24 protein-coding genes are annotated in these 21,894 nt (G+C 76.7%); 11 read left to right on the top strand and 13 right to left on the bottom strand.

Going from position 1 to position 21,894, the window contains the following annotated elements; all coding sequences use genetic code 11:
* Positions 1 to 91: 91 nt before the first annotated feature.
* The gene (locus FS882_RS18195) at positions 92 to 2,188 is read left to right on the top strand and encodes a TPM domain-containing protein (protein WP_187365361.1); all 2,097 of its coding nucleotides are present in this window, start codon (positions 92 to 94) and stop codon (positions 2,186 to 2,188) included.
* 42 nt (positions 2,189 to 2,230) lie between these two features.
* Complete coding sequence (locus FS882_RS18190; RefSeq protein WP_158375224.1) at positions 2,231 to 2,995, top strand: PspA/IM30 family protein; 765 nt, start codon at positions 2,231 to 2,233, stop codon at positions 2,993 to 2,995.
* A gap of 78 nt (positions 2,996 to 3,073) precedes the next feature.
* Here the strand turns inward: FS882_RS18190 and FS882_RS18185 are convergent, their stop codons facing one another.
* Positions 3,074 to 3,802, bottom strand: a complete 729-nt coding sequence (locus FS882_RS18185) for a type 1 glutamine amidotransferase (RefSeq protein ID WP_262348398.1) — start codon at positions 3,800 to 3,802, stop codon at positions 3,074 to 3,076.
* Between the two features lie 121 nt (positions 3,803 to 3,923).
* On the opposite strand from FS882_RS18185, the gene FS882_RS18180 reads away from it, so the two are divergent.
* The 4 genes from FS882_RS18180 to FS882_RS18165 all read left to right on the top strand — a co-directional run bounded on the left by FS882_RS18180 (position 3,924) and on the right by FS882_RS18165 (position 7,465).
* Positions 3,924 to 4,655, top strand: a complete 732-nt coding sequence (locus tag FS882_RS18180) for a response regulator transcription factor (RefSeq protein WP_154730503.1) — start codon at positions 3,924 to 3,926, stop codon at positions 4,653 to 4,655.
* Positions 4,652 to 6,307: a sensor histidine kinase gene (locus FS882_RS18175; RefSeq protein WP_187365360.1), complete on the top strand. Its 1,656-nt coding sequence runs from the start codon at positions 4,652 to 4,654 to the stop codon at positions 6,305 to 6,307. Before FS882_RS18180 ends, FS882_RS18175 begins: the two co-directional genes overlap by 4 nt.
* Positions 6,308 to 6,392: 85 nt before the next feature.
* Positions 6,393 to 7,190, top strand: a complete 798-nt coding sequence (locus FS882_RS18170; protein WP_262348397.1) for a hypothetical protein — start codon at positions 6,393 to 6,395, stop codon at positions 7,188 to 7,190.
* The gene (locus FS882_RS18165) at positions 7,187 to 7,465 is read left to right on the top strand and encodes a DUF4031 domain-containing protein (protein ID WP_158375220.1); all 279 of its coding nucleotides are present in this window, start codon (positions 7,187 to 7,189) and stop codon (positions 7,463 to 7,465) included. The genes FS882_RS18170 and FS882_RS18165 overlap by 4 nt, the downstream gene beginning before the upstream one ends.
* Before the next feature lie 357 nt (positions 7,466 to 7,822).
* On the opposite strand, the gene groL is transcribed toward FS882_RS18165, so the two are convergent.
* Positions 7,823 to 9,448, bottom strand: a complete 1,626-nt coding sequence (groL, locus tag FS882_RS18160) for a chaperonin GroEL (RefSeq protein WP_158375218.1) — start codon at positions 9,446 to 9,448, stop codon at positions 7,823 to 7,825.
* A 251-nt stretch (positions 9,449 to 9,699) separates the two neighbouring features.
* Here groL and FS882_RS18155 point away from each other — a divergent pair, with 251 nt between their 5' ends.
* Positions 9,700 to 10,989 (top strand): glycoside hydrolase family 15, encoded by a 1,290-nt coding sequence (locus tag FS882_RS18155; RefSeq protein ID WP_158375216.1) that lies wholly within the window; start codon positions 9,700 to 9,702, stop codon positions 10,987 to 10,989.
* 59 nt (positions 10,990 to 11,048) lie between these two features.
* On the opposite strand, the gene FS882_RS18150 is transcribed toward FS882_RS18155, so the two are convergent.
* The 3 genes from FS882_RS18150 to FS882_RS18140 form a co-directional block, all read right to left on the bottom strand.
* Positions 11,049 to 11,252: a cold-shock protein gene (locus tag FS882_RS18150; protein WP_158375214.1), complete on the bottom strand. Its 204-nt coding sequence runs from the start codon at positions 11,250 to 11,252 to the stop codon at positions 11,049 to 11,051.
* 121 nt (positions 11,253 to 11,373) lie between these two features.
* Positions 11,374 to 12,003 (bottom strand): LytR C-terminal domain-containing protein, encoded by a 630-nt coding sequence (locus FS882_RS18145; RefSeq protein ID WP_158375212.1) that lies wholly within the window; start codon positions 12,001 to 12,003, stop codon positions 11,374 to 11,376.
* A gap of 72 nt (positions 12,004 to 12,075) precedes the next feature.
* Positions 12,076 to 12,399 carry a DUF3263 domain-containing protein gene (locus tag FS882_RS18140; RefSeq protein WP_158375210.1) on the bottom strand — a complete coding sequence of 108 codons (324 nt, stop codon included), beginning with the start codon at positions 12,397 to 12,399 and terminating at the stop codon, positions 12,076 to 12,078.
* Positions 12,400 to 12,547: 148 nt separating this feature from the next.
* On the opposite strand from FS882_RS18140, the gene FS882_RS18135 reads away from it, so the two are divergent.
* Entirely contained in the window at positions 12,548 to 13,225 is a 678-nt protein-coding gene (locus FS882_RS18135; RefSeq protein ID WP_158375208.1) for a uracil-DNA glycosylase, read from the top strand.
* Positions 13,226 to 13,280: 55 nt separating this feature from the next.
* The gene (locus tag FS882_RS18130; protein WP_158375206.1) at positions 13,281 to 14,132 is read left to right on the top strand and encodes an SGNH/GDSL hydrolase family protein; all 852 of its coding nucleotides are present in this window, start codon (positions 13,281 to 13,283) and stop codon (positions 14,130 to 14,132) included.
* A gap of 4 nt (positions 14,133 to 14,136) precedes the next feature.
* On the opposite strand, the gene FS882_RS18125 is transcribed toward FS882_RS18130, so the two are convergent.
* The 5 genes from FS882_RS18125 to FS882_RS18105 all read right to left on the bottom strand — a co-directional run bounded on the left by FS882_RS18125 (position 14,137) and on the right by FS882_RS18105 (position 18,723).
* Positions 14,137 to 14,574: a hypothetical protein gene (locus tag FS882_RS18125; protein WP_158375204.1), complete on the bottom strand. Its 438-nt coding sequence runs from the start codon at positions 14,572 to 14,574 to the stop codon at positions 14,137 to 14,139.
* A gap of 392 nt (positions 14,575 to 14,966) precedes the next feature.
* Complete coding sequence (locus FS882_RS18120) at positions 14,967 to 16,055, bottom strand: hypothetical protein (protein WP_158375202.1); 1,089 nt, start codon at positions 16,053 to 16,055, stop codon at positions 14,967 to 14,969.
* The gene (locus FS882_RS21435; protein WP_158375200.1) at positions 16,052 to 16,828 is read right to left on the bottom strand and encodes a S24/S26 family peptidase; all 777 of its coding nucleotides are present in this window, start codon (positions 16,826 to 16,828) and stop codon (positions 16,052 to 16,054) included. The genes FS882_RS18120 and FS882_RS21435 overlap by 4 nt, the downstream gene beginning before the upstream one ends.
* Positions 16,829 to 16,840: 12 nt before the next feature.
* Positions 16,841 to 17,314 carry a hypothetical protein gene (locus FS882_RS18110; RefSeq protein WP_158375198.1) on the bottom strand — a complete coding sequence of 158 codons (474 nt, stop codon included), beginning with the start codon at positions 17,312 to 17,314 and terminating at the stop codon, positions 16,841 to 16,843.
* A 248-nt stretch (positions 17,315 to 17,562) separates the two neighbouring features.
* The gene (locus tag FS882_RS18105) at positions 17,563 to 18,723 is read right to left on the bottom strand and encodes a sensor histidine kinase (protein WP_158375196.1); all 1,161 of its coding nucleotides are present in this window, start codon (positions 18,721 to 18,723) and stop codon (positions 17,563 to 17,565) included.
* 74 nt (positions 18,724 to 18,797) lie between these two features.
* Here FS882_RS18105 and FS882_RS18100 point away from each other — a divergent pair, with 74 nt between their 5' ends.
* The gene (locus FS882_RS18100) at positions 18,798 to 19,469 is read left to right on the top strand and encodes a response regulator transcription factor (RefSeq protein ID WP_158375194.1); all 672 of its coding nucleotides are present in this window, start codon (positions 18,798 to 18,800) and stop codon (positions 19,467 to 19,469) included.
* Positions 19,470 to 19,562: 93 nt separating this feature from the next.
* Positions 19,563 to 19,919 carry a nuclear transport factor 2 family protein gene (locus tag FS882_RS18095; protein ID WP_262348396.1) on the top strand — a complete coding sequence of 119 codons (357 nt, stop codon included), beginning with the start codon at positions 19,563 to 19,565 and terminating at the stop codon, positions 19,917 to 19,919.
* A gap of 138 nt (positions 19,920 to 20,057) precedes the next feature.
* On the opposite strand, the gene FS882_RS21140 is transcribed toward FS882_RS18095, so the two are convergent.
* From FS882_RS21140 to FS882_RS18085, 3 genes are all read right to left on the bottom strand, one after another.
* The gene (locus FS882_RS21140) at positions 20,058 to 20,225 is read right to left on the bottom strand and encodes a hypothetical protein (protein ID WP_187365359.1); all 168 of its coding nucleotides are present in this window, start codon (positions 20,223 to 20,225) and stop codon (positions 20,058 to 20,060) included.
* A 154-nt stretch (positions 20,226 to 20,379) separates the two neighbouring features.
* Positions 20,380 to 20,916 carry an RBBP9/YdeN family alpha/beta hydrolase gene (locus tag FS882_RS18090; RefSeq protein ID WP_158375190.1) on the bottom strand — a complete coding sequence of 179 codons (537 nt, stop codon included), beginning with the start codon at positions 20,914 to 20,916 and terminating at the stop codon, positions 20,380 to 20,382.
* A 5-nt stretch (positions 20,917 to 20,921) separates the two neighbouring features.
* Positions 20,922 to 21,893, bottom strand: a complete 972-nt coding sequence (locus FS882_RS18085) for an acetylxylan esterase (RefSeq protein ID WP_158375188.1) — start codon at positions 21,891 to 21,893, stop codon at positions 20,922 to 20,924.
* Position 21,894 lies beyond the last annotated feature (1 nt).

Genomic DNA, 21,894 nt, shown 5'->3' with positions numbered 1-21,894 from the left:
CTCGGGGGACCCCCGCGACACGGCCCGCCCGGGAACCACCGGGCGGGCCGTGTCGTTGCGAGGGGTGCACGCCCTGAGAAAGGATCGTCGGGTGCCGTCGTCGTCCCGTGGCTGGTCAGCCGCCGTCCCGCTCCTCTCCGCGCTGCTCGCCGCCCCGCTGCTGGCGGGGGCCGCCCCGGCGGGCGCCGCCGCGCCGGCCGCGCTGCCCGCCGCACCGCCGCTCGCCGCGGCCGACCCCGAGGCGCTGACCGGCGAGATCACCGACCAGGTCGGTGCCCTGCAAGGGGACGAGGACACCGTGCAGGCGGCCCTCGACCAGCTGGCGGAGGAGACGCAGTACCAGCTGTACGTCGTGTACGTGAGCGACTTCGGCGGCGCCGAGCCCATCGCCTGGGTGGACGAGACCGCGAGCCTGACCGGGCTCGGCGCGAACGACCTCGTGCTGGCCGTCGCGGTCGACCAGCGGGCGTACGTGCTCGCGCCGATGGAGGTCCCCGGCCTGTCGTCCGGCGACCTGGACCGGGTGGACGCGGCTGTCGAGGACCAGCTGCGCGCCGACGACTGGTCCGGCGCCGCCGTGGCCGCGGCCGACGGCATCCGCGACGCCGCGACCGGCGGCGGTGGCGGCTCCGCGCTGGGCTGGCTGTTCGTCGGCGGCCTGGTCGTCATCGCGGCGATCACCGCCGCGGCGTGGGCGTCGTCGCGCCGCCGCGCGTCCCGCGAGCGGGTGGGCGCCGGCGCGCCCGGGCGGTTCCCCGGCGGCCCCCAGGTCCCCGGGGGCCCGGCCGGCGAGCTCGCCGCGCTGCCGACCGCCGAGCTCGACCGTCGCTCGGCCTCCGCGCTGGTCGGCATCGACGACGCGCTGCGCGCCTCGGAGCAGGAGCTCGGGTTCGCGCAGGCGCAGTTCGGGGCGGACGCCACCCGCGAGTTCGAGCAGGTGCTCGCCCGCGCCCGGGCCGACGTGACCGAGGCGTTCCGGCTGCGGCAGACCCTGGACGACGACGTGCCGGACACCGAGCCGCAGGTCCGCGAGACCGCGACCCGCATCCTGCACGTGGTGGGTGCCGCGTCCGCCGCGCTGGACGAGCAGAAGGAGGCGTTCGACCGGCTCCGGGACGTCGAGTCCCGCGCCGGCGAGGCGCTGGACGCCCACGAGCGCACGGCCGGCGAGCTGCGCGCCCGGGTCGAGGCGGCCCGCGCGACGCTCGGCACGCTCGCCGCGCGGTACCCCGCGGACGCGCTCGCCTCGGTGACCGGGAACCCGGACCAGGCGCTCGCGCTGCTCGACGAGGTCGGCACCGCGATCGCCCAGGGCCGCGCCGCCGTCGCCGCCGGTGACCGCGGGGTGGCCGTCCGGTACGCCCGCGCCGCTGAGGAGGCGCTCGGCCAGGTGCGCACGCTGCTCGACGGCGTGGATCGGGCCGGCACCGAGCTCGCCACCATCGGCTCCCGCCTGGACGCGGCGATCGCCTCCATCTCCGCCGACGTCGACGACGCGCAGCGGCTCGCGCCGCGGCACCCCGAGGTGTCCGCCCGCGCCGAGGCCGCGCGCGCCGCCATCGCCACCGGCCGGGCGGCGCGCGCAGGGGACGGCGACCCGCTCGCCGCCCTGCGCGGCCTCACCGACGCCGAGGCCGCCATCGACCGGGCGCTGGCGCCCATGCGCGAGGCCCAGGACCGCGCGGGGCGCGCCCGGCAGCTGCTCGACCAGACCCTCGGCCGGGTGGACTCCGCGCTGCGCGGCACCACCGACTACATCGAGACCCGGCGCGGCGCGGTCGGCCCCGAGGCGCGCACCCGGCTCGCGGAGGCCGGCCGGATGTTCCGCGCCGCGGTCGACCAGCGGGACACCGACCCGGAGGCGGCGCTCGGGCAGGCGCAGCAGGCGGACCGCCTGGTGCGGGAGGCCCAGCAGCTCGCGCAGCGGGACGTCGACTGGTACGACCAGCAGCGCCGCGGCGGCCCGGGCGGCCGCAGCGGTGGCGGGCTCGGCGACGTCGGCGGCATGGTGCTGGGCGGCATCCTCATCGACTCGATCCTGCGCGGCGGTGGCGGCGGCTGGGGCGGCGGCGGCGCGCACGGCGGCGGCTGGGGCGGCGGTGGCGGCGGCTTCGGCGGCGGGGGGCGCGGCGGCGGGTTCGGCGGCGGCGGGGGCTTCGGCGGCGGCGGCCGCGGGGGCGGGTTCTAGGACATGTTCGGCAGACGCAAGACACGAGAGAGGCACGAGGCGATGACCGAGAAGCAGAGCATCTTCGGGCGGATCACCCAGCTCGCGCGGGCGAACATCAACGCGCTGATCGACCAGGCCGAGGACCCGCAGAAGATGCTGGACCAGCTGGTCCGGGACTACACGAACTCGATCGCCGAGGCCGAGAAGGCGATCGCGCAGACGATCGGCAACCTGCGTCTCGCCGAGCAGGACTACAACGAGGACGTCGCCGCGGCCCGCGAGTGGGGCAGCAAGGCCCTCGCCGCGTCGTCGCGCGCCGACCAGTACCGCCAGGCCGGCGACGCCGCGAACGCCGACAAGTTCGACAACCTGGCCAAGGTCGCGCTCGGCAAGCAGATCGCCGCCGAGGGCGAGGTCCGCGACGCCGAGCCGCTGATCGCCTCGCAGCGCGAGACGGTCGACAAGCTCAAGGCCGGCCTGGCGCAGATGAAGGACAAGCTCGGCCAGCTCAAGCAGCGCCGCGACACCCTGGTGGCCCGGCAGAAGTCGGCCCAGGCGCAGCAGACCGTGCAGACCGCGATCTCGTCGATCAACGTGCTCGACCCGACCAGCGAGCTCGCGCGGTTCGAGGAGAAGGTGCGCCGCGAGGAGGCCCTCGCGATGGGCCAGGCGGAGATCGCCGCGTCCTCGCTCGACTCGCAGTTCGCCGAGCTCGAGGCCGACGGCGCGCAGATCGAGATCGAGGCCCGGCTCGCGGCGCTCAAGGGCGGCGGCCAGCCGCAGCAGCTCGGCGGCACGCAGGTGACGCCGCAGATCGAGGCCTGAGCCTCCCGACGCGCGACGGCCCGGCACCCCGTGGGGGGTGCCGGGCCGTCCGTCGTCCCGAGGACCGGGCCGTGCGGGTCAGACGGGGGTGCGCTCCGCGGCGCGCACGGCCACCAGGCCGGCGAACGTCGCCGCGAGCCGGGCGCCCTCGGCGCGGACCTGCTCGTCCACGTCGCGGACGGCCGCCGCGATGGCGGCCCGCTCCTCGGCCGGGTCGCCCGCGTCGGCCGACCAGGCGTCCATGAGCTCCGGCGACGCCTCCGGGTGGAACTGCAGGCCCCATGCCGCGTCCCCGATCCGGAACGCCTGGTACGGGTACGTGCGCGACGCGGCGAGCCAGGTCGCCTGGCGCGGCAGGTCGACCACCGCGTCCGCGTGCATGGTCGGCATCGGCGTGCTGCGGGCGGCCGTGCGCTCGGCGTCCGCCGCCAGCGGGCCGACCAGCGGGTCCGCCACCGCCTCGGGGCGCCAGCGCACGTCCACCACGCCGGCCTCGCGCCCGGGAGGGGCCGCGACGTCGACCCGGCCGCCGGTGGCGACCGCCAGCAGCTGCGCGCCCAGGCAGATGCCCAGGGTCGGCACGCCGGCGCGGACGGCGTCGGCGAGCAGGGCCCGGGTCTCGGGGATGCCCGGCTCGTGCTCGTCGTGGGCGGACATGTTGCCGCCGAGCACGACGAGCCCGTCGAGGCCCTCCGCGGGCCCGGGCTGCTCGCCCGCGTACGCGCGGACGACGCGGACGTCCACCCCGTCGAGGTGGTCGGCGAACCGGTCGAGCGGCACCGCGGCGTCGAGCTGGACGACGGTCACGACGGGCGTCAGGGAACCGGTGGGAGAATCGGCTGCACTCACGGGGCGGTACGGTACCGCGATCCCGGCACGGCCAGTTCGCTCCCAGGAATCCTCCAGGGTCGAGGAGCACACTGGAACCGTGACCGCAGCAGACCGCACCCCCGAGGCGACGCTCCTCGTCGTGGACGACGAGCCCAACATCCGCGAGCTCCTCGCCACCTCGCTGCGCTTCGCCGGCTTCGAGGTGCACGCGGCCGCCGACGGCGGCGCCGCGCTCCGGCTGGCCAAGCAGGTGCAGCCCGACCTGCTGGTGCTCGACGTCATGCTCCCCGACATGGACGGGTTCACCGTCACCCGCCGGCTGCGCGACAAGGGCCAGCACGTCCCGGTGCTGTTCCTCACCGCCCGGGACGACACCGCCGACAAGATCACCGGCCTGACCGTCGGCGGCGACGACTACGTCACCAAGCCGTTCAGCCTGGAGGAGGTCGTGGCGCGGATCCGGGCGATCCTGCGCCGCACCCAGGCCGAGGTCGCGTCCACCAGCGTGCTGTCCTACGAGGACCTCGAGCTCGACGAGGACAGCCACGAGGTCCGCCGCGCCGGGCAGGTCGTCGACCTGTCCCCCACCGAGTTCAAGCTGCTGCGCTACCTGCTGCTCAACCCCGGCCGCGTGCTGTCCAAGGCGCAGATCCTCGACCACGTCTGGCAGTACGACTGGGGCGGCGACGCGAACATCGTCGAGTCGTACATCTCGTACCTGCGGCGCAAGGTCGACCAGGTCGAGCGCGCGGACGGCACGAAGGTCGACCCGCTGATCCAGACCAAGCGCGGCGTTGGGTACATGCTGCGCCGGCCGAGCGGGTCGTGACGACGACGTCGGCGGAGCACGAAGCGCCGGAGGGCCGGTCGGACGAGGGGCCGGGCCGCGCCCCCGGGCCGGTCGACGCCGTGACGCGCCGGGTCCGGGACACCTGGGCCCGCACGCCGCTGCTCGCGCGGCTGGTGGGCATCACCACCGTGCTGCTGGCGCTCGGGCTGTCGTTCGCCGGCGCGATCACGACCACGTCGCTGTCCGGGTTCCTGGTGGGGCAGGTCGACGACCGCATGCGGGTCCAGGGACTGGCGTTCCGGGAGAGCGTCATCAAGGCCTACGAGCAGTACGGCACCGTCGACGGGCTCACCTACCCCACCTGGGGCGAGCGCGACTACGCGCTGGCCGTGTCGATGCTCGGCGGCGGTTCGACCTTCCCCCCGGACGACTCGACGGTCGAGCGGTCGGGGACGCCGCACCTGCCGCGCGTCGACCTCGACCGGATCCAGGGCACCACGTACTCGACGGTGACCAGCACGGTGCGCGGCGCGACCTGGCGGGTCGTGGTCACCCCGATCGCCCCCAACGGCACCGCCGTCGGGTACGTGGCCTACGCGGAGCCCCTGACCGACGTGCAGGACACGGTCCGGCAGGCGGCGTTCCTGCTGTGGACCTCCGCCGTGGCGATCCTGGTCATCGGCGCCGTCGTCGCCACCTGGGCGGTGCGCCGCTCGCTGCGCGGGCTGCGCGAGATCGAGGGCACCGCCGCGCAGATCGCCGCCGGCGACCTGTCCCAGCGCGTCCCGCCCGCGCCCGAGACGACCGAGGTCGGCCGGCTCGGCGCCGCGCTCAACTCGATGCTCGCCCAGATCGAGACGGCCTTCGACGCGCGCACCCGGTCCGAGGAGCGGATGCGCCGGTTCGTGGCGGACGCCTCGCACGAGCTGCGCACCCCGCTGGCCGCGATCCGCGGCTACGGCGAGCTGTACCGGATGGGCGCGCTGACCGAGAAGGACCAGGTCGACGACACCATGCGGCGCATCGAGCAGTCGGCGACCCGGATGGGCGGGCTGGTCGAGGACCTGCTGGCGCTCGCCCGGCTGGACGCCGACCGGCCCGGCCGCGCCGAGCCCGTCGACCTGGCCGTGCTCGCCACCGACGCGGCCCACGACCTGCGCGCCCTCGACCCGACGCGGGAGGTGCGGGTCGGCCCGCTCGCCGGCTCCGCGGGGGCCGACGGAGCGAGCGCCCCGGGCGGCACGGTCGTGCGGGGCGACGAGGCCCGGCTGCGGCAGGTGGTGGCCAACCTGGTCGGCAACGTCGCGCGGCACACCCCCGCCGGCACGCCCGCCGAGCTCGGCGTGGGACGGGTCGGCGACCGGGTGGTGCTCGAGGTCCGCGACCACGGCCCCGGCATCGCCCCGGAGCACGCCGCGCGCGTGTTCGAGCGGTTCTACCGGGTGGACGCCAGCCGCACCCGTGACGGCACCGGCGGCGGCGCGGGCCTGGGCATGGCGATCGTGGCGGCGATCGTCGAGGCGCACCACGGCGAGGTCGCGATCACCCAGACGCCGGGCGGCGGCGCCACGATCCGCGTCGTGCTCCCCGCCGCGGGAGCCGGCGAGGGCGGGCCGGACGGCGACGCCGCGGGCCGCGACGCGGGCGAACCGGCACGTCCCGGGGCCGCCGGAGGTCACCCGGTCCGGTGACGGCGCTCCCGTGGCGGAACCCCGTCCGGATGGGTCTACGATGGCGCGTCCGAGCAGGGTCGTCTGTCGCAGTGAGGCTGTTCCCATGGGCGTCTACGACGCGCCACAGTGGCTGTTGTCCGCGTTCGTCCGCAGCGCGAAGGGGGCGGGAGCGACCGCACCCGAGGACCGGCTCCGGGAGGTCGGGTCCGACCTCGTGGAGCGGTGGACGGGCCCCGGACGGACCTACCACAACCTCCGGCACCTGACCGACGTGCTGGCCCGGGTGGACGAGCTCGCCGAGGAGACCCACGAGCCGGACCTGGTCCGGCTGGCCGCCTGGTACCACGGCGCCGTGTTCGACGCCGCGCAGGTCGCCGCCTACGCCAACCGCGGCGGCGAGGACGAGGCCGCCTCGGCCCGGCTCGCCCGCGAGCAGCTCACCGACCTCGGCGTCCCGGCCGAGCGCGTCGACCGGGTGCACCAGATGGTCATCGCCCTCGTCCGGCACGCCGCCGACCCGAGCGACTTCGACTGCGCCGTGCTGTGCGACGCCGACCTCGCGATGCTGGCCGCCGAGCCGCAGCGCTACAAGGCGTACCTGCACGACGTCCGCGAGGAGTACGCCGACATCCCGGTGCAGGACTACCTGCGCGCGAGGGAGCGGATCGTCCGCAAGCTGCTCAAGCGCCCGAGCCTGTTCGTCAGCCCGCTCGGCGCCGCCTGGGAGGAGCCCGCCCGGCAGAACCTCGGCGCGGAGCTGCACAAGATCGAGAAGGTGCTCGCGGAGCTCGACGCCGCGGACGGCCCCGCCGACGTCGCCGGTGCACCGGCCGGCCCCGTCGACGCGCCGGTCCCGCCCGCGCGCACCGCCGAGCGGCACCCCGTCCGGCCCGGGGCGTGACGGTCCTCGTCGACCCGCCGCTCTGGCCCCGGCACGGCCGGTACTGGTCGCACCTGGTGAGCGACGCCTCGCTGGCGGAGCTGCACGCCTTCGCGGAGCGCGCCGGGCTCCCCCGGCGCGCGTTCGACCTGGACCACTACGACGTCCCCGACGACATGCACGCGGAGCTCGTCGCCCTCGGCGCCGAGCCGGTGCCGGCGGGCGAGCTCATCCGCCGCCTGCGCGCGAGCGGTCTGCGCGTCCCCGCGCACGCCCGCCCGCGCCGGGCGCACTGACCGCGCACGCCCGCCCGCGCGCCGCACGCTGACCGCGCGGCGCAGCGCGCGCTCGCCGCCCCTCGCCCTCCCTCGCCGACTCTCCATCTCGCGCGTGCACCCGACGCCTCCCGCACAGACCGCGTGTGCAGGTTCGCCGACTCTGCACGACGCGCCTGTGCCCGACCCCTCGCGCGCAGACCGCTCGTGCAGGTTCGGCGAGATGGCGACTCGGCGGGGCGGGGCGGGGCGGGCGGGACGGGCGGGGCGGGCAGGGCGGGCGGGGCGGGGCGGGGCGGGACGCAGGACGGGCCGGCCACCCCTTGGGGTGACCGGCCCGTCAGGCGCGGTGCGGGCGCTCAGCGCCCGCGGCGGGACTCAGAAGTCCATGCCGCCCATGCCGCCGGCGTCCGGAGCGGCCGGGGCCGACTTCTCCGGCTTGTCGGCGACGACCGCCTCGGTGGTGAGGAACAGCGCCGCGATGGACGACGCGTTCTGCAGCGCGGAGCGCGTGACCTTGACCGGGTCGTTGACGCCCGCGGCCAGCAGGTCCTCGTACACGCCGGTCGCGGCGTTCAGGCCCTGGCCGGCGGGGAGGTTGCGCACCCGCTCCGCCACGACGCCGCCCTCGAGGCCCGCGTTGACCGCGATCTGCTTGAGCGGGGCGTCGATCGCGACCTTGACGATGTTCGCGCCGGTCGCATCGTCACCGGTGAGCTCGAGCTTCTCGAACGCCACGGCACCGGCCTGGATGAGCGCCACGCCACCACCGGCGACGATGCCCTCCTCGACGGCCGCCTTCGCGTTGCGCACGGCGTCCTCGATGCGGTGCTTGCGCTCCTTGAGCTCGACCTCGGTCGCCGCGCCGGCCTTGATGACGGCCACGCCGCCGGCCAGCTTGGCGAGGCGCTCCTGGAGCTTCTCGCGGTCGTAGTCCGAGTCCGAGTTGTCGATCTCGGCGCGGATCTGGTTCACGCGGCCCTGGATCTGGGCGGCGTCGCCGGAGCCCTCGACGATGGTGGTCTCGTCCTTGGTGACGACGATCTTGCGCGCCTGGCCGAGGACCTCGAGGCCCACGGTGTCGAGCTTCAGACCGACGGTCTCGGAGACGACCTGGCCACCGGTGAGGATCGCCATGTCCTGCAGCATCGCCTTGCGGCGGTCGCCGAAGCCCGGGGCCTTGACGGCGACGGACTTGAAGGTGCCGCGGATCTTGTTGACGACGAGCGTGGCCAGGGCCTCGCCCTCGACGTCCTCGGCGACGATGAACAGCGGCTTGCCGGACTGGATGACCTTCTCCAGCAGCGGCAGCAGGTCCTTGACGTTCGAGATCTTCGACTCGACGAGCAGCACGTAGGCGTCCTCGAGGACGGCCTCCTGGCGCTCCGGGTCGGTCACGAAGTACGCCGACAGGAAGCCCTTGTCGAAGCGCATGCCCTCCGTGAGCTCGAGCTCCAGGCCGAGGGCGTTGGACTCCTCGACCGTGATGACGCCCTCCTTGCCCACCTTGTCGAGGGCCTCGGCGATGAGCTCGCCGATGGCGGTGTCGCCGGCGGAGATGGACGCGGTGGCGGCGATCTCCTCCTTGGTCTCGATCTCCTTCGCCTGCTCCAGCAGGGCGGCGGTGACGGCCTCGACGGCCTGCTCGATGCCGCGCTTGAGCGCGATGGGGTTGGCGCCGGCCGCGACGTTGCGCAGGCCCTCGCGCACGAGCGCCTGGGCGAGCACGGTGGCGGTGGTGGTGCCGTCGCCCGCGACGTCGTCCGTCTTCTTGGCGACCTCCTTGACGAGCTCCGCGCCGATCTTCTCGAACGGGTCCTCGAGCTCGATCTCCTTGGCGATGGAGACACCGTCGTTGGTGATCGTGGGGGCGCCCCACTTCTTGTCCAGGACGACGTTGCGGCCCTTGGGGCCGAGGGTGACCTTGACGGTGTCGGCGAGGGTGTTGAGACCCCGCTCGATGCCGCGACGGGCCTCCTCGTTGAAGGCAATGATCTTGGCCATGGGGCTATCGATCCTTCACTCTGGCTCGTGGTTCGGCCGGTCGGTGCCCGCGACGGACGGCCGCGCCGGCCCGTCGGTCATGTCCCGTCGGGCGGCGGACCTCACCGGGTCGGCCTGGGTTGTCATTCTGTCACTCTCGACCCGAGAGTGCTAAGCACATGGTTAGCACTCGACCCCATCGAGTGCAAGGCGCTCCGCCCTCGGCGGACGCCCGGCCGGCCCGCCCCGCGGGGCCGGATAGCCTGCCGGGCATGCACCGCCGCCCCGCCGTCGCCGCCGTCGTGCTGGCCTCGCTCGCGGCGGGGCTGATCGCCTGGGGCGCGTCCGGCCCGCGGACCCGGACGATCGAGCTCTACAGCGAGGGCGTCGTCGCGACCCCCGCCGGCCCGGAGCTGGTCCCGGCGGGCGAGGTCCCGCTGCTGCACGAGGGCACCCGCGTGGCGGTCGACCCGGCGACGACCGCCGACGACGACCTGGCCGCCGAGCAGCGCGCGTGGCTCGCGGCGGGCACGGTGCCGGGCGCGGACGGCCCGTACGCCGACATGGTCGCCGACGCGCTGCTCGACCTGCACACGCTGGTCCAGGACGGCGGCGCGGCCGTCGCGGCCTGGACGCCGTACTGGCGGTACGTGTGGCCGCGGGACGCGTCGTTCGTCGCGGTCGCCCTGGCCCGGACGGGGCACCTCGCCGACGCGCGCGAGGTGCTGGGCTTCCTGGCGCGGGTGCAGGCGGCGGACGGGTCGTTCGAGGCCCGGTACCTGCCGGACGGCTCGGGAGCGGTCCCCGACGACCGCGCGCCGCAGACGGACGGCACCGGGTGGTCGCTCTGGGCGGCGGGCGAGGTGGTCGCGGCCGCGCCGGCCGGTGAGCAGGCGGCCGTGGCCGCGGAGCTGGCCCCGCTCGTGCGCCGCGGCGCCGCGCACGCCGTGGCGCTGGTCGCCGGGGACGGGCTGCCGCCGGCCTCCCCGGACTACTGGGAGGTCCCGGAGGACGCGCTCACCCTGGGCACCGTCGCGCCGCTGCTGGCGGGCCTGGAGGCCGCGGGCCCGGTGCTCGACCTGCTCGGCGACACCGCGGCCGCCGCGGACGCGCGGGACGCCGCCGCCGGCACCCGCGCGGCAGTGGAGCGCGCGTTCGGCGACGACACCGCCTACGGCCGGTACGCCGACGGCGGCCTGGCCGACGCGGCGAGCGCGTTCGTGCTGCCACCGTTCCAGCCGGCGGCGCTGAGCGGGGCCGAGGACGCGTGGCGGGCGTCGGCGGCCGCGATGGCGCGCCCGGCGGGCGGGCTGGCGCCGGGGGCCGGCTGGCGGCAGGACGGCATCTCGTGGACGCCGCAGACGTCGCTGTACGCGCTCACCGCGGCGGTGAACGGCGACGACGCGCAGGCGCGGGCCCGGCTCGACTGGCTGGACGCGCACCGCACGGCGATGGGCGCCCTGCCGGAGAAGGTGCTCGCGGACGGCTCGCCCGCGGCGGTCGCGCCGCTCGCGTGGACCGCGGCGTGCGTGGTCCTGGCGGCGGCGGCGCTGGACGGCTGACGTCGCGGGCCGGGGCGGCCTGCCCCGGCCCGCGACGGCGTCTCAGCGCGGCGGGCGGCTCAGAGCGGGCGGACCTGCTCGGCCTGCGGGCCCTTGGTGCCCTGCCCGACCTCGAACTCCACCGACTGCCCCTCCTCGAGGCTGCGGTACCCGTTGGACTGGATGGCGCTGAAGTGGACGAACAGGTCCTGACCGCCGTCGGCCGGGGTGATGAACCCGTAGCCCTTCTCGGCGTTGAACCACTTGACGGTTCCCTGCGGCATGCGGTGCTCCTGACAACGGGATGATCGGTGCGCCGCAGGGGCCGTGGTCTCCCCCGGCCGGTGGAGAGCGGTCACCGCGACGCGGCCGAGACTAGCCCCGCCCTCCGACCTGCGGAAGGGGTCAGCCCGCGAAGTCCGCCAGCAGGAGGACGACGACGCCCTCCGGCGCGGTGCCCGACGACTCCACCACGTTCGCGATTCCGAGCGTGTCCGCGACCTGCTGCGCGGTCGGCGCCAGGTCGGCGCTCGCGTAGAACACCGTCGACTGCTGCAGCCCGCCGGCGTTGCCGTTGCCGGCCTCGACCGACGTGAACCCGGCGTCCTCGAGGTCGCTCGCGGCGCCGCCGGCGAGGCCCGACCGGCCGGAGGCGTTGAGCACCCGCACCGCGGTGGTCAGGTCGGCCGTGGGGGCGGGCTCCTCCGCGACGGGCGGCGGCTCCTCGGTCGAGGCCGGGTCCTCGGCGGCGGGGTCCTCGGCGGCCGGGTCCTCCGTGCCCTCCGTGGCGGCCGACGTCTCCGGCGCCGCCGCGGCGGGCTCCGTCGAGTCGCCGAACCCCGGCAGGCGGCCGTCCCAGGACGACGCCCACACCACCAGGCCCACGGTGACGGCCGGGACCAGCACGACCACGGCGACGAACGGCCACCAGCGGCTCCACCAGCTGCGGGGTGCGCGGTGCACACCGATCGGCGCGTCGGGCGCCGGCTCGGCGTCGAACTCGTCCTCCGGGTACCGGTCGCTCGCCTTGGTCACGGCGGACAGGCTAACGGCTCGGCCTGTCCACCCCGGCACGCACGGCGCGCCGCGCGGGGGTGGCGGCGCCGGTCAGCCGTCGGCGCCGAGCCGGCGGGCGCTGCGCGCGCGCTGCCGGGTGGACCGCATGCGGCGCAGGCGCTTGACCAGCATCGGGTCGTGGGCGAGCGCCGCCGGGGAGTCGATGAGGGCGTTCAGCACCTGGTAGTACCGGGTCGCCGACATGTCGAACAGCTCGCGGACGGCCTGCTCCTTGGCGCCGGCGTACTTCCACCACTGCCGCTCGAAGGCGAGCACCTCGCGGTCGCGCTCGGACAGGTCGCCGTCCGCGCCGCCCGCGCCGCCCTCGACCGCCACCAGGGCGGGCCGGTCGGCCGTCTCCGACGTCGCGTCCATCCGTCCCTGCTCCTCCCGGTGCTGCCGCGGGCCGGCGTCCACGACCGGCCCGGCGTCATCGTACGGCGGGAATCACAGGCGTGTCATTCCTCCGGCCGGCGACGCGCGGGCCCGGAGGCGCGCGCCGGTTCCGCTAGCCTCGGGCCCCGTGACCTCCGCGCCGCTGTCCGAGCTGGTGGCCCCCGACTGGGCGGAGGCGCTCGCGCCCGTCGAGCCCCTGGTGCACGCCGCCGGCGAGTTCCTGCGGGCCGAGGTCGCCGCGGGGCGCGACTACCTGCCCGCCGGGCCGGACGTGCTGCGCGCGTTCACCCGACCGCTCGCGGACGTGCGCGTGCTCGTCGTCGGCCAGGACCCCTACCCCACCCCCGGGCACCCGATGGGGCTGTCGTTCTCGGTCCAGCCGGACGTCCGGCCGGTCCCGCGGTCGCTCGCGAACATCTTCACCGAGCTGCAGGCCGACCTGGGCGTGCCGCAGCCGACGACGGGCGACCTGTCGCCCTGGGCGGACCGCGGCGTCATGCTGCTCAACCGGGTGCTCACGGTCCGGCCCGGCGAGCCCGCGTCGCACCGCGGCCGCGGCTGGGAGGCGGTCACGGACCGCGCGATCGCGGCGCTGGTCGAGCGGGGCGGCCCGCTGGTCGCGGTGCTGTGGGGACGGGACGCCCAGTCGCTGGCGACCGCGCTCGGCGACGTCCCGGTGGTCGCCAGCCCGCACCCGAGCCCGCTCTCGGCGAGCCGCGGGTTCTTCGGCTCGAGGCCGTTCTCCCGCGTGAACGCCCTGCTGGTCGAGCAGGGCGCCGAGCCCGTGGACTGGTCCCTGCCGTAGGGCGCCGCCGGGTCCCTCCTGGAACCGGGGCCCGCGACGGGGGCACACTGCGGGGGTGACGACGCACGAGGGGGCCGGGGCGACGGCCCGCACGCAGGCAAGCACGCCGACCGACCCGACGACCGCGCCCCCGTGGCGCCGGTACGTCGCGGTCGGCGACTCGTTCACCGAGGGCCTGTGGGACGCCCCGCACGGCGAGGACGGGCCGGTCCGGGGCTGGGCCGACGTGCTCGCGGGGCTGCTGTCCGAGCGCCGCCGGGCCGCGGGTGCGGAACCGCTGCAGTACGCGAACCTCGCCGTGCGCGGCCGGCTCCTGCGCCCGATCGTGGCCGACCAGGTGCCCGAGGCGCTCGCCATGGAGCCCGATCTGGTCAGCCTCGTCGGCGGCGGCAACGACATCCTGCGCCCGACCGCCGACCCCGACCGGCTCGCGCACGGGCTGGAGCAGGCCGTGGCGCGGATCCGGGCGACGGGTGCGGACGTGCTGCTCGCGACCGGGTTCGACGCCTCGGGCTCCCCGATCGTGTCCACCACCCGCCCGCGGGTCGGTGTCTACAACGCGCACATCTGGTCGATCGCCCGGCGGCACGGCGCGCACGTGCTCGACCTGTGGGGCATGCGGCACCTGCACGACATCCGGATGTGGGCGCCCGACCGCATCCACCTGACCTCCGAGGCGCACGCGCGGGTCGCGCAGGGGGCGCTGGTCGCGCTCGGGCTCGCGCCGGACGACCCCGACTGGGACTCCCCGCTCGCGCCGGCGCCCCGGCCGTCGCGCGCGGTGCAGGCGCGCCAGGACGCGCAGTGGCTGCGGCTGTACGCCTACCCGTGGGCGACCCGGCGGCTGCGCGGCACGTCCTCGGGCGACACCCGGCAGCCGAAGCTGCCGACGCTCACCGAGGTCTGAGGGGTCAGCCGGCCGCGAGCGGGTCGCCGGCCGGCGCCGCGTCGCCGTCCGTCACCAGCGCGAGCGACACGCCGCCCAGCCGCTCGACCGGGACCGGGTCGCCCGTGACCGGCACGGTGGAGGTCGGGGCGGTGACCGGCGCGCGCGACTCGGCCAGCGCCGCGTCGTCCGCCCCGTGCAGGGTGACGGCGACCTCCCGGCCCGCGCAGTCCTCCGGCACGTCCGACAGCGACGTCGCGGTGACGCCGTAGCCGCCGAGGCCCGGGACGTAGTCGACGGCGTAGTCCACCGAGATCCGGCTCACGACGCAGGCGCCCGCGGGGGCGTCGTCGCCGCCCTCCCAGGTCATCGCCCGCGCCATGGAGACGGCGAGGCCGGCGCAGCCCAGCCACGCCAACGTGACCCCCGCCGCGCGGCGGGCCCGGACGTGCTCGTGCGCCATCGGCGCCCCCTCCGTGGACGTGCCCCGGTCGATCCGTCGACCTGGCGCCCCCATCGTCGAGCGCGCCCCGCGGTTGAGCATCCGGGGCGGCGCTCCACCCGGACGGGCGAACCCCGCTCACCCGCCCGCGCGGGCGCGCACAGCACCGGCCGCCGGCAGGAGGCGGGCGCCGTCGACCCCCCGGCGCAGGTGCCGCCGACCCGCCGGCGCGGGCGCCGCCGCCCCCCGGCGCGGGCGCCGCCGACCCCCCGGCGCAGGTGCCGCGGCCGCCGAGCGGGCAACCGACACGTCGAGGGGGTAGCCGCCGACTGCTCGCTCGACGTGTCGGTTGCACGCTCGCGAGCCGCGGGAGCCGAGGGAGCCGCGCGAGCCGCGCGGCGGGGCGCGGCCGGTCAGGTGCGGGCGCAGAGGTCGAACGTGCGCGGCGTGTCGTCGCGGACGCCCCACGTGTCCCACGCGGTGGGGGTCACCCGGTACGTGGTGCCGCCCTGCGCGGCGAGGGCGTAGTTCCCCTGGGCCGTCAGCGTCGTGAGGTCGGCCCGCATCCCGCGCGCCGCGAACCAGGCGACCAGCGGGGCGACGTCCACGTCCGCCCGCCACCCGGCGTAGAACTGCGGCGTCCCGGCGACCCGGACCGTGGTGCTCTGGCACGCCCAGGCGCCCGTCCCGGTGACGGCGCCCGCGGTCTGGGCGTAGGTCAGCGCCGGGTCGTGGGCGGGTGCGGGCAGGCCGTAGTGGCAGATCGTCACCGTGGCCGACGCCGTCGCGAAGGACTCCTGACCGGGTCGCGCGCCCACCGTGACGACCCCGTCGACCGGCCGCGGGTCCAGGACCCCCGCCCACCACGGGCTCACCGAGAACCCGGAGCCGGAGGCCACCCCGTTGAAGGGGCGCTGCTGCAGGTGCAGGTCGACGCGCCAGGACGACCCGCCGGCGCCGGAGACGTCCACCGTGACGCACGCCTGCGTGCCCGAGGACGCGAGCTGGGACCAGGTGAGGGCGCCGAAGGTGGTCCCCGCGCCCGGCGTCACGGGGCCGGCCGCCGCACCGGCGGCCGGGGTCCAGGTCACCGGCAGCGACCAGGTGCCGACGGTGAGGGCGACCCCGGCGACGCGGGTCGCCGCGTAGGACGGCACCGTGACGGCGGTGCTGCCGGTGGCGGCGAGCGTGGCGGAGGTGTCGGTGGCGGACAGGGCGGTGCCGTCCGCGGCGTACAGCCGCAGCGTCGCCACCTGGCCGCGGCACCCGGCCGGGACCCCGGACAGCACCACCTGGGTCGAGGTGCCGGACGCGGTCGCGGCGCCGGAGGCGGCGCCGAGGGCCGTCGCGGCGCACGGGGCGGCGCTGCCGGTCGTGACCGAGGGGCCGCGCACGACGAGCCGGGCGGCGCTCGCGGGCGACAGGGCCAGCGCGGCGAGCACGGCGACGACCGCGACGAGCAGCGCCGCGGGCGCGGCGGCGCGCCGGGCGGCGGCGGTCACGGGACGCCCGGCGCGGGGGCGCCGGCTGAGGCCGGGGCGGCGGGCACCGCCGGGTCGGCGGGGAGCGCCCCCGGGTCGGCGGGGAGCGCCCCCGGGTCGGCGGTCGGCGGCTCCGACGGCGACGCCGGCACGGGCGAGGCGGCCCGCTCGGGCGGCGCGGGCCACAGCAGCACCCCGGCGGCGACCACGAGCAGCGACGCCCACGCCCACGGGTCCAGCAGGATCGACGCCACCCGCCCGAGCCCCGGCACGTGCAGCCGCGCGATGCCGAGCACGTCCCCGGCGTGCGGTCGCCAGGGGTCGAGGAAGTCGTTGTTGTCGCCCTGGATCACCCAGCCGTCGGCCGCGTCGCCGCCGACCACCCGGTGGATGATCCGGCCGCGGTCGAGGCCGGGCGGGGTGTAGACCACGACGTCGCCCGCCCCGGGGGTGCCGCAGCGTGAGACCACGAGGTCGCCGGTGTAGTACGTCGGCTCCATCGAGTGGCCGGAGACGATCGTCAGGGTCGTGCAGCCGCCGAGGGTGCTCGGCCAGCCGAACCACACCAGCACCCCGACGAGCGCGGCCGTGACCGCCCAGCCGAACGCGCTGCGCACCCGCTCGCGGCCGGTCCGCTGGGCGCGCGGGGCCGGCGGCACCGCCCGGTTCTCCCGGGACGGGCGCGCGGCCCGGCGCAGGCGCCCGACGACGCCCGCGCGCCCGGGCACGCCGAGGCGCCGGCGGCGGGCAGCGGTGCTGCCCGCGCCGGCCGCGTCGACGGCCCCGGCGCGCACGGTGCGCTCGCGTCAGCCCGCGATGACGACGGCGACGCCCTTGACGTCGGCCGCCTTCACGGCGCCGGTGACGGCGAGGCTCACGCTGCCGCCGCCCTGGGGGACGGTGCCGGTGAGGTGGCTGACCGAGGCGCCGGTGGAGCCGTCGGTCGGGTCGGTGTTGAGCAGGTCGACGGAGATCGTCTGGCCCTGGCAGCCGGCCGCGACGTCGTTGAGCGTGACCTGGCTGACCGTGTAGCCCTTGACGGACGTGGTGAACGCGTTGGTGAACGCGACGGCCACGCCGTTCGAGTCGCAGGAGGCGACGACGGTGGTGCCCGCACCGAGCGCGCCGGCGGTCAGGTTGAGCTGCGCGGCGGACGCGAGGCCGAGGCCCGCGATGCCGAGCCCGGCCACGGTCAGGGCGACGACCTTGCGGCGGACCGAGCGGCGCGGGGCGGCCGGAGCGGCCTCGGCGGCGGGGGCGGGGGCGGTGGCGACGGACATGGCACTCCTCGACAGGGGGCGGCTCGGCGGACGGGCGCACCCGCGGAGCCGGGAGGCGGGGCGCTGACCGCGTCACCGGAGCAGGGGGTCCCGGCGGGTGCGGCTCGCGAACACTAGGACCGCCGCACCCCCGGGGAAGGCGCTTCCTGGGTGGCAGCACCCCCGTGACTGCACGTCAACACCGACGTTGCAACATTTATCCGGACGATTCGGACAAACCGGGTGGGTGAAAACCGGAGGTCCGCAGGTCAGAGCGCCGCGCCGCGGAGCGATTCCACCGGAAGGTGCGCGACCACCTGGGTGCCGTCGCCGGGCACGGAGGTGACACGGAGGTCGCCGCCGACCAGCCGGAGCCGGTCCGCGAGCCGCGCCGTGCCGGACGGCCGGCCGGCGTCCTCGCCGAAGCCGTCGCCGTCGTCGGACACGCGCACCTCGAGGGCGTCGCCGACCAGCGACACCCGGACGTCGACCACCTGGGCCTGCCCGTGGCGCAGGGCGTTGCTGATCGCCTCCTCGACCACGCGCACCGCCAGCAGCCGCTCGCTGCGGGTCAGGCGCGGGTCGGCGGGGTCGTCCACGACCCGCACCTCGTCCGAGACGCCCAGGCGGGTGTTCACGGTGCGCGGGATCCGGCCGAGCAGGGCGCGGATCGCCGGGACCATGCCGACCTCCAGCTGCTCGGGGTAGAGCATGCGGCTGGTGGTGCGGACGTCCGCCTCGCGCACCGTCTCGATCTGCTCGCGCACCTCGCGCAGCAGCGCCACGTCCTCGGGGGTGAGCGCACGGGCGGGCGCGGTCCCCAGCTCGCCGATCAGCCGGTCCAGCCGGGCGACGACCAGGACGAGCCGCTGCTGCATGCTGCCGTGCAGCCCCTCCGCCACCTCGCGGCGGACCCGCACCTCCTCGTGCTGCAGCGCCGCGAGCGCCAGCTCGATCTGCAGCCGCGCCTCGGCCCGCTCCGCGATCTCGGCGCGCAGGCGCCGCTGGGACAGCATGGCGGCGAGCCCCATCGACGCGGCGATCCAGGCGACGACGGCCCCGCTGGCGAGCTCCGTCGAGATGACCTGCCGGGACGGGTCCACGTAGACGTCGAGCAGCAGCTGGAACGCGAACCGCACCCCGGACGCCGTGATCCCGGCGCTCAGCACCCCGACGACGAGGGGCAGCGTGCCGCGCTGGGGCAGCGACACCCCCGTGACCGCCAGGATCAGCAGCATCGACGCGACGGCGGTCAGGTTGGCCAGGATGCGGGTGCCGACCGGCACCGTCCCGCCCTGGTTGCCATACACCCAGGCGGTCTGCGCGGCGGCCCCGACGGCGAACACCGTCATCAGCATGCCCGCGGCCAGCAGCAGGGTGCGCCGGTCGGCGCGGACCGCGGCCGCGTCCCGCGTCAGTGGCGTGGGCATCCGACCCCGTCCTCCCCGCGGACCGTCCGCGTGCCGTCGCCCGCTCACCGGGCCGGGCCACCATACTGTCCGCGATGTCCGATTCCGCAGCCCGGACGACCCGCGTGGTGGTCGTCGAGGACCAGCCCCTGTTCCGGTCGATGCTCGAGCTCACCCTCGGTGCCGCCGACGACGTGCGCGTCGTCGCGTCCGTGGGCACCGTCAAGGAGGGCGCCGCCGCGCTGCGGCCCGGCGCCGCCGACGTCGCCGTGCTCGACATCGACCTCCCCGACGGCAACGGGATCGCGCTGGGGGTGACGCTGCGCCGGCACCAGCCCGACCTCGGGATCCTGCTGCTGTCGGCGCACGACGCGATGGACCTCCTGCTGGACCTGCCCCCGGACGTCGCCGCCGGCTGGTCCTACCTGTCGAAGACCTCGTCCACCGACGCGGCCACGCTGGTCACGGCGGTCCGCGCCGCGGCCGAGGGGCGCACGACGCTGGACCCCGCCCTGCTGGACCGGGTCGCGCCCCGCGCCGGCTCCGCGGTGTCCCGCCTCACGGACCGGCAGTACGCCGTCCTGCGGCTGCTCGCCCAGGGGCTGTCGAACGCCGGCATCGGCGAGGCGCTGCGGATCACCGAGAAGTCGGTGCAGAACCACATCAACGGCATCTACGCGACGCTGGGGATCGACGCCGACCCGTCGCGCAACCCCCGGGTGACGGCGGCCCTGCGCCTGCTCGAGGAGACCGGCCCGGTCTCCTGACCCTCGACGCGACCCCTCGACGCGCCCCGGCGACGGGGCGCACGATGGTCGGGCCGCTCCGACCACGAGGGGGACGCGATGGACCGCGCGGGCGTGAGGGACTGGGTCGCCGCCTACGAGCGGGCGTGGCGCGAGGACGACGCCGGGGCGCTCGACGCGCTGTTCACCGGGGACGTGCGCTACCTGCGCTCGCCGTACGAGCCGCCGCTCGAGGGGCTGGACGCGGTGCGCGGGTTCTGGTCGGACCCCACCCCGTTCACCCTGGACGCCCGGGTGGTGGCGGTCGAGGGCGCGGGCGCGGTCGTCCGGGCCGAGGTGCGGTACGGCGGCGACGAGCCGCAGGAGTACCGCGACCTGTGGGTGCTGCGGTTCGCGGCCGACGGGCGGGTCGAGCACTTCGAGGAGTGGGCGTACTGGCCCGGGAGGCCGTTCTCCGCGAGCGCCGACTGACCTCCCGGTCGGGTTCGTTGGCGTCTGATCGGGTGAGTCGTTTGGCCCGGACGGGTCGAGGCGGCTAGAGTGGGCAACGCCCTCGGTCGCCTGCCCCCTGCGCGGCCGAGGGCTTTTCCGTGCCCGGACGGGCCTCGCTCAGCGCTCGCGCCACTCCATCGCGCCGCACAGCGTGCACCGGGCGACGACCATGCCGAACCGCACGGGGCTCGTGTCGACGTGCCAGCCGGGGCGGGTGCAGGACGGGGCGTGCTCGGCGGGGTCGAGCGGGTGCAGCGGGCGGCGCGGGGCCAGGGTCGGGGTCATGGCGGTCCTCCAGTCGGTGTCGTCCGCCATGTTCGACCGCCGCGGCCGGGATGTGAGCGGTCCCGCGCCCTCGTCCGGGTGCTGACACCCACCTGCCGCCGGACCGCCGTCCGCCGGACACCGCGCGGTCACCCACCAGCCCCGCACCGGCCCGTCAGAGCACCAGCCGCTCCAGCAGGCCGAACTCCGGGTAGGGCTGGTCCCAGTCCCCGAAGTGCCCCTCGTCGCGCACCACGAGGGTGCCGCCGAGCCGGTCCAGCAGCTCGCGCCCCTGGGTCGCGTCGCAGCCGTAGGGGTCGACGACCGAGTTCACGAAGACCAGGTCCCCGGCGCGGGCGCGGATCCGGTCCCAGTCGTAGTCGTCCTGCAGCACCGGCTCCTCGGAGTCGTTCGGCCGCCGCCAGTACCCGGCGACCAGCACCGCTTGGGCCACGGGCGCGTCCAGGTGCTCCAGGACGGCCAGCAGCAGCGCGGCGCCCCCGGAGTGGCCGACCAGCACCGTGTCCGCGTCGAACCGGTGCGCCGCGAGCACGCGGGGCAGGAGGCTCCCGACCGGCTCCACGTTGAGGTCCGGGTACGCCGGGCGCTCGACGGTGTAGCCGCGGGCCGTCAGGCGCCGGTCCAGCCACGGGTACCACACGTTGTCCGGGTGGCCGCCGGTGCCGTGGAAGACGATCGCGCGCGAGGGCATGGCGCTCAGTGTGGCCCGGCGCCCAGCTCCCGCGCCACGAACTCGACCGACTCGCGGTCCTGGTCCGGACCGCCCGACTCGTGCCCGTTGTACCGCCACACGCGCAGGTCCGCGGGGCCGCCCCACGCGCGGTGCGCCGCCACCACGGTCGAGGGCGGCACGACCACGTCCATCAGGGCGACGGAGAACCGCGCCGGCGCCCGGCCGCGCCGCGCCAGGGCGACGCCGTCGACGTAGGACAGCGTGCGCAGCACCCGCTCCTCGGCGCCGCGGTGCACGGCCAGGTACTCGACGACCTCCGCGTACGGCTTGCTGTCGGTGATCCCGATCGCCCGCGCGACGTCGCAGAGGAACGGGACGTCCGCCACGACGGCCTGCACGTCGGCGAGCGCCCCGGCGGCGATCGCCATCGCCGCGCCCTGGCTGCCGCCGACGACCGCCACCCGGTCCGGGTCCACCCCGGGCAGGGCGCGGGCCGCGTCGACCGCGCGCACGGCGTCGGTGAGCAGCCGCCGGTAGTAGTACGTCTCCGGGTCCTCGATCCCCCGGGTCATGACGCCGGGCGCCTGCGGGCCGGTGCCCCACGGGTCCGGCGTGTCGCCGCGGCTCCAGCCCGAGCCCTGCCCGCGGGTGTCCATCTGCAGGTGCGCGAACCCCGCCGACGCCCACAGCAGGTTCTCGGTCGGCGCGCCGCGCCCGCCGCCGTAGCCGACGTACTGCACGACCACCGGCAGGGACCCCGTGGCCCCGGCGGGGCGGCGGTACCAGGCGCGGACCGGGTCGCCGCCGAAGCCCGGGAACGTCACGTCCCAGACGTCCAGGGTGGTCAGGGGCGTGGCCTCGGGGACGACCGTCGGGGCGGCGTCGTGCCGGCGGGCGTCCGCGAGCGTGCGCGCCCAGAAGGCGTCGAGGTCGGCGGGCTCGACGAGCGCGCTCGCGTGCTCCCAGAGCGCGGGCTCGGGCAGGTCCTGGAGCAAC

The organism is Cellulosimicrobium cellulans (assembly GCF_007679345.1).
Lineage (GTDB): Bacteria > Actinomycetota > Actinomycetes > Actinomycetales > Cellulomonadaceae > Cellulomonas > Cellulomonas cellulans_A.
The sequence above is the reverse complement of the archived record's forward strand: the minus strand, read 5'-3'. Positions and strand labels throughout refer to the sequence as shown.

Coding starts and splice junctions, on each gene's coding strand:
- FS882_RS18190 (WP_158375224.1), top strand. CDS start 2,231: ATGACCGAGAAGCAGAGCATCTTCGGGCGGATCACCCAGCTCGCGCGG.
- FS882_RS18170 (WP_262348397.1), top strand. CDS start 6,393: ATGGGCGTCTACGACGCGCCACAGTGGCTGTTGTCCGCGTTCGTCCGC.
- groL (WP_158375218.1), bottom strand. CDS start 9,448: ATGGCCAAGATCATTGCCTTCAACGAGGAGGCCCGTCGCGGCATCGAG.
- FS882_RS18155 (WP_158375216.1), top strand. CDS start 9,700: ATGCACCGCCGCCCCGCCGTCGCCGCCGTCGTGCTGGCCTCGCTCGCG.
- FS882_RS18150 (WP_158375214.1), bottom strand. CDS start 11,252: ATGCCGCAGGGAACCGTCAAGTGGTTCAACGCCGAGAAGGGCTACGGG.
- FS882_RS18140 (WP_158375210.1), bottom strand. CDS start 12,399: ATGGACGCGACGTCGGAGACGGCCGACCGGCCCGCCCTGGTGGCGGTC.
- FS882_RS18125 (WP_158375204.1), bottom strand. CDS start 14,574: ATGGCGCACGAGCACGTCCGGGCCCGCCGCGCGGCGGGGGTCACGTTG.
- FS882_RS18110 (WP_158375198.1), bottom strand. CDS start 17,314: ATGTCCGTCGCCACCGCCCCCGCCCCCGCCGCCGAGGCCGCTCCGGCC.
- FS882_RS18105 (WP_158375196.1), bottom strand. CDS start 18,723: ATGCCCACGCCACTGACGCGGGACGCGGCCGCGGTCCGCGCCGACCGG.
- FS882_RS18100 (WP_158375194.1), top strand. CDS start 18,798: ATGTCCGATTCCGCAGCCCGGACGACCCGCGTGGTGGTCGTCGAGGAC.
- FS882_RS21140 (WP_187365359.1), bottom strand. CDS start 20,225: ATGACCCCGACCCTGGCCCCGCGCCGCCCGCTGCACCCGCTCGACCCC.
- FS882_RS18090 (WP_158375190.1), bottom strand. CDS start 20,916: ATGCCCTCGCGCGCGATCGTCTTCCACGGCACCGGCGGCCACCCGGAC.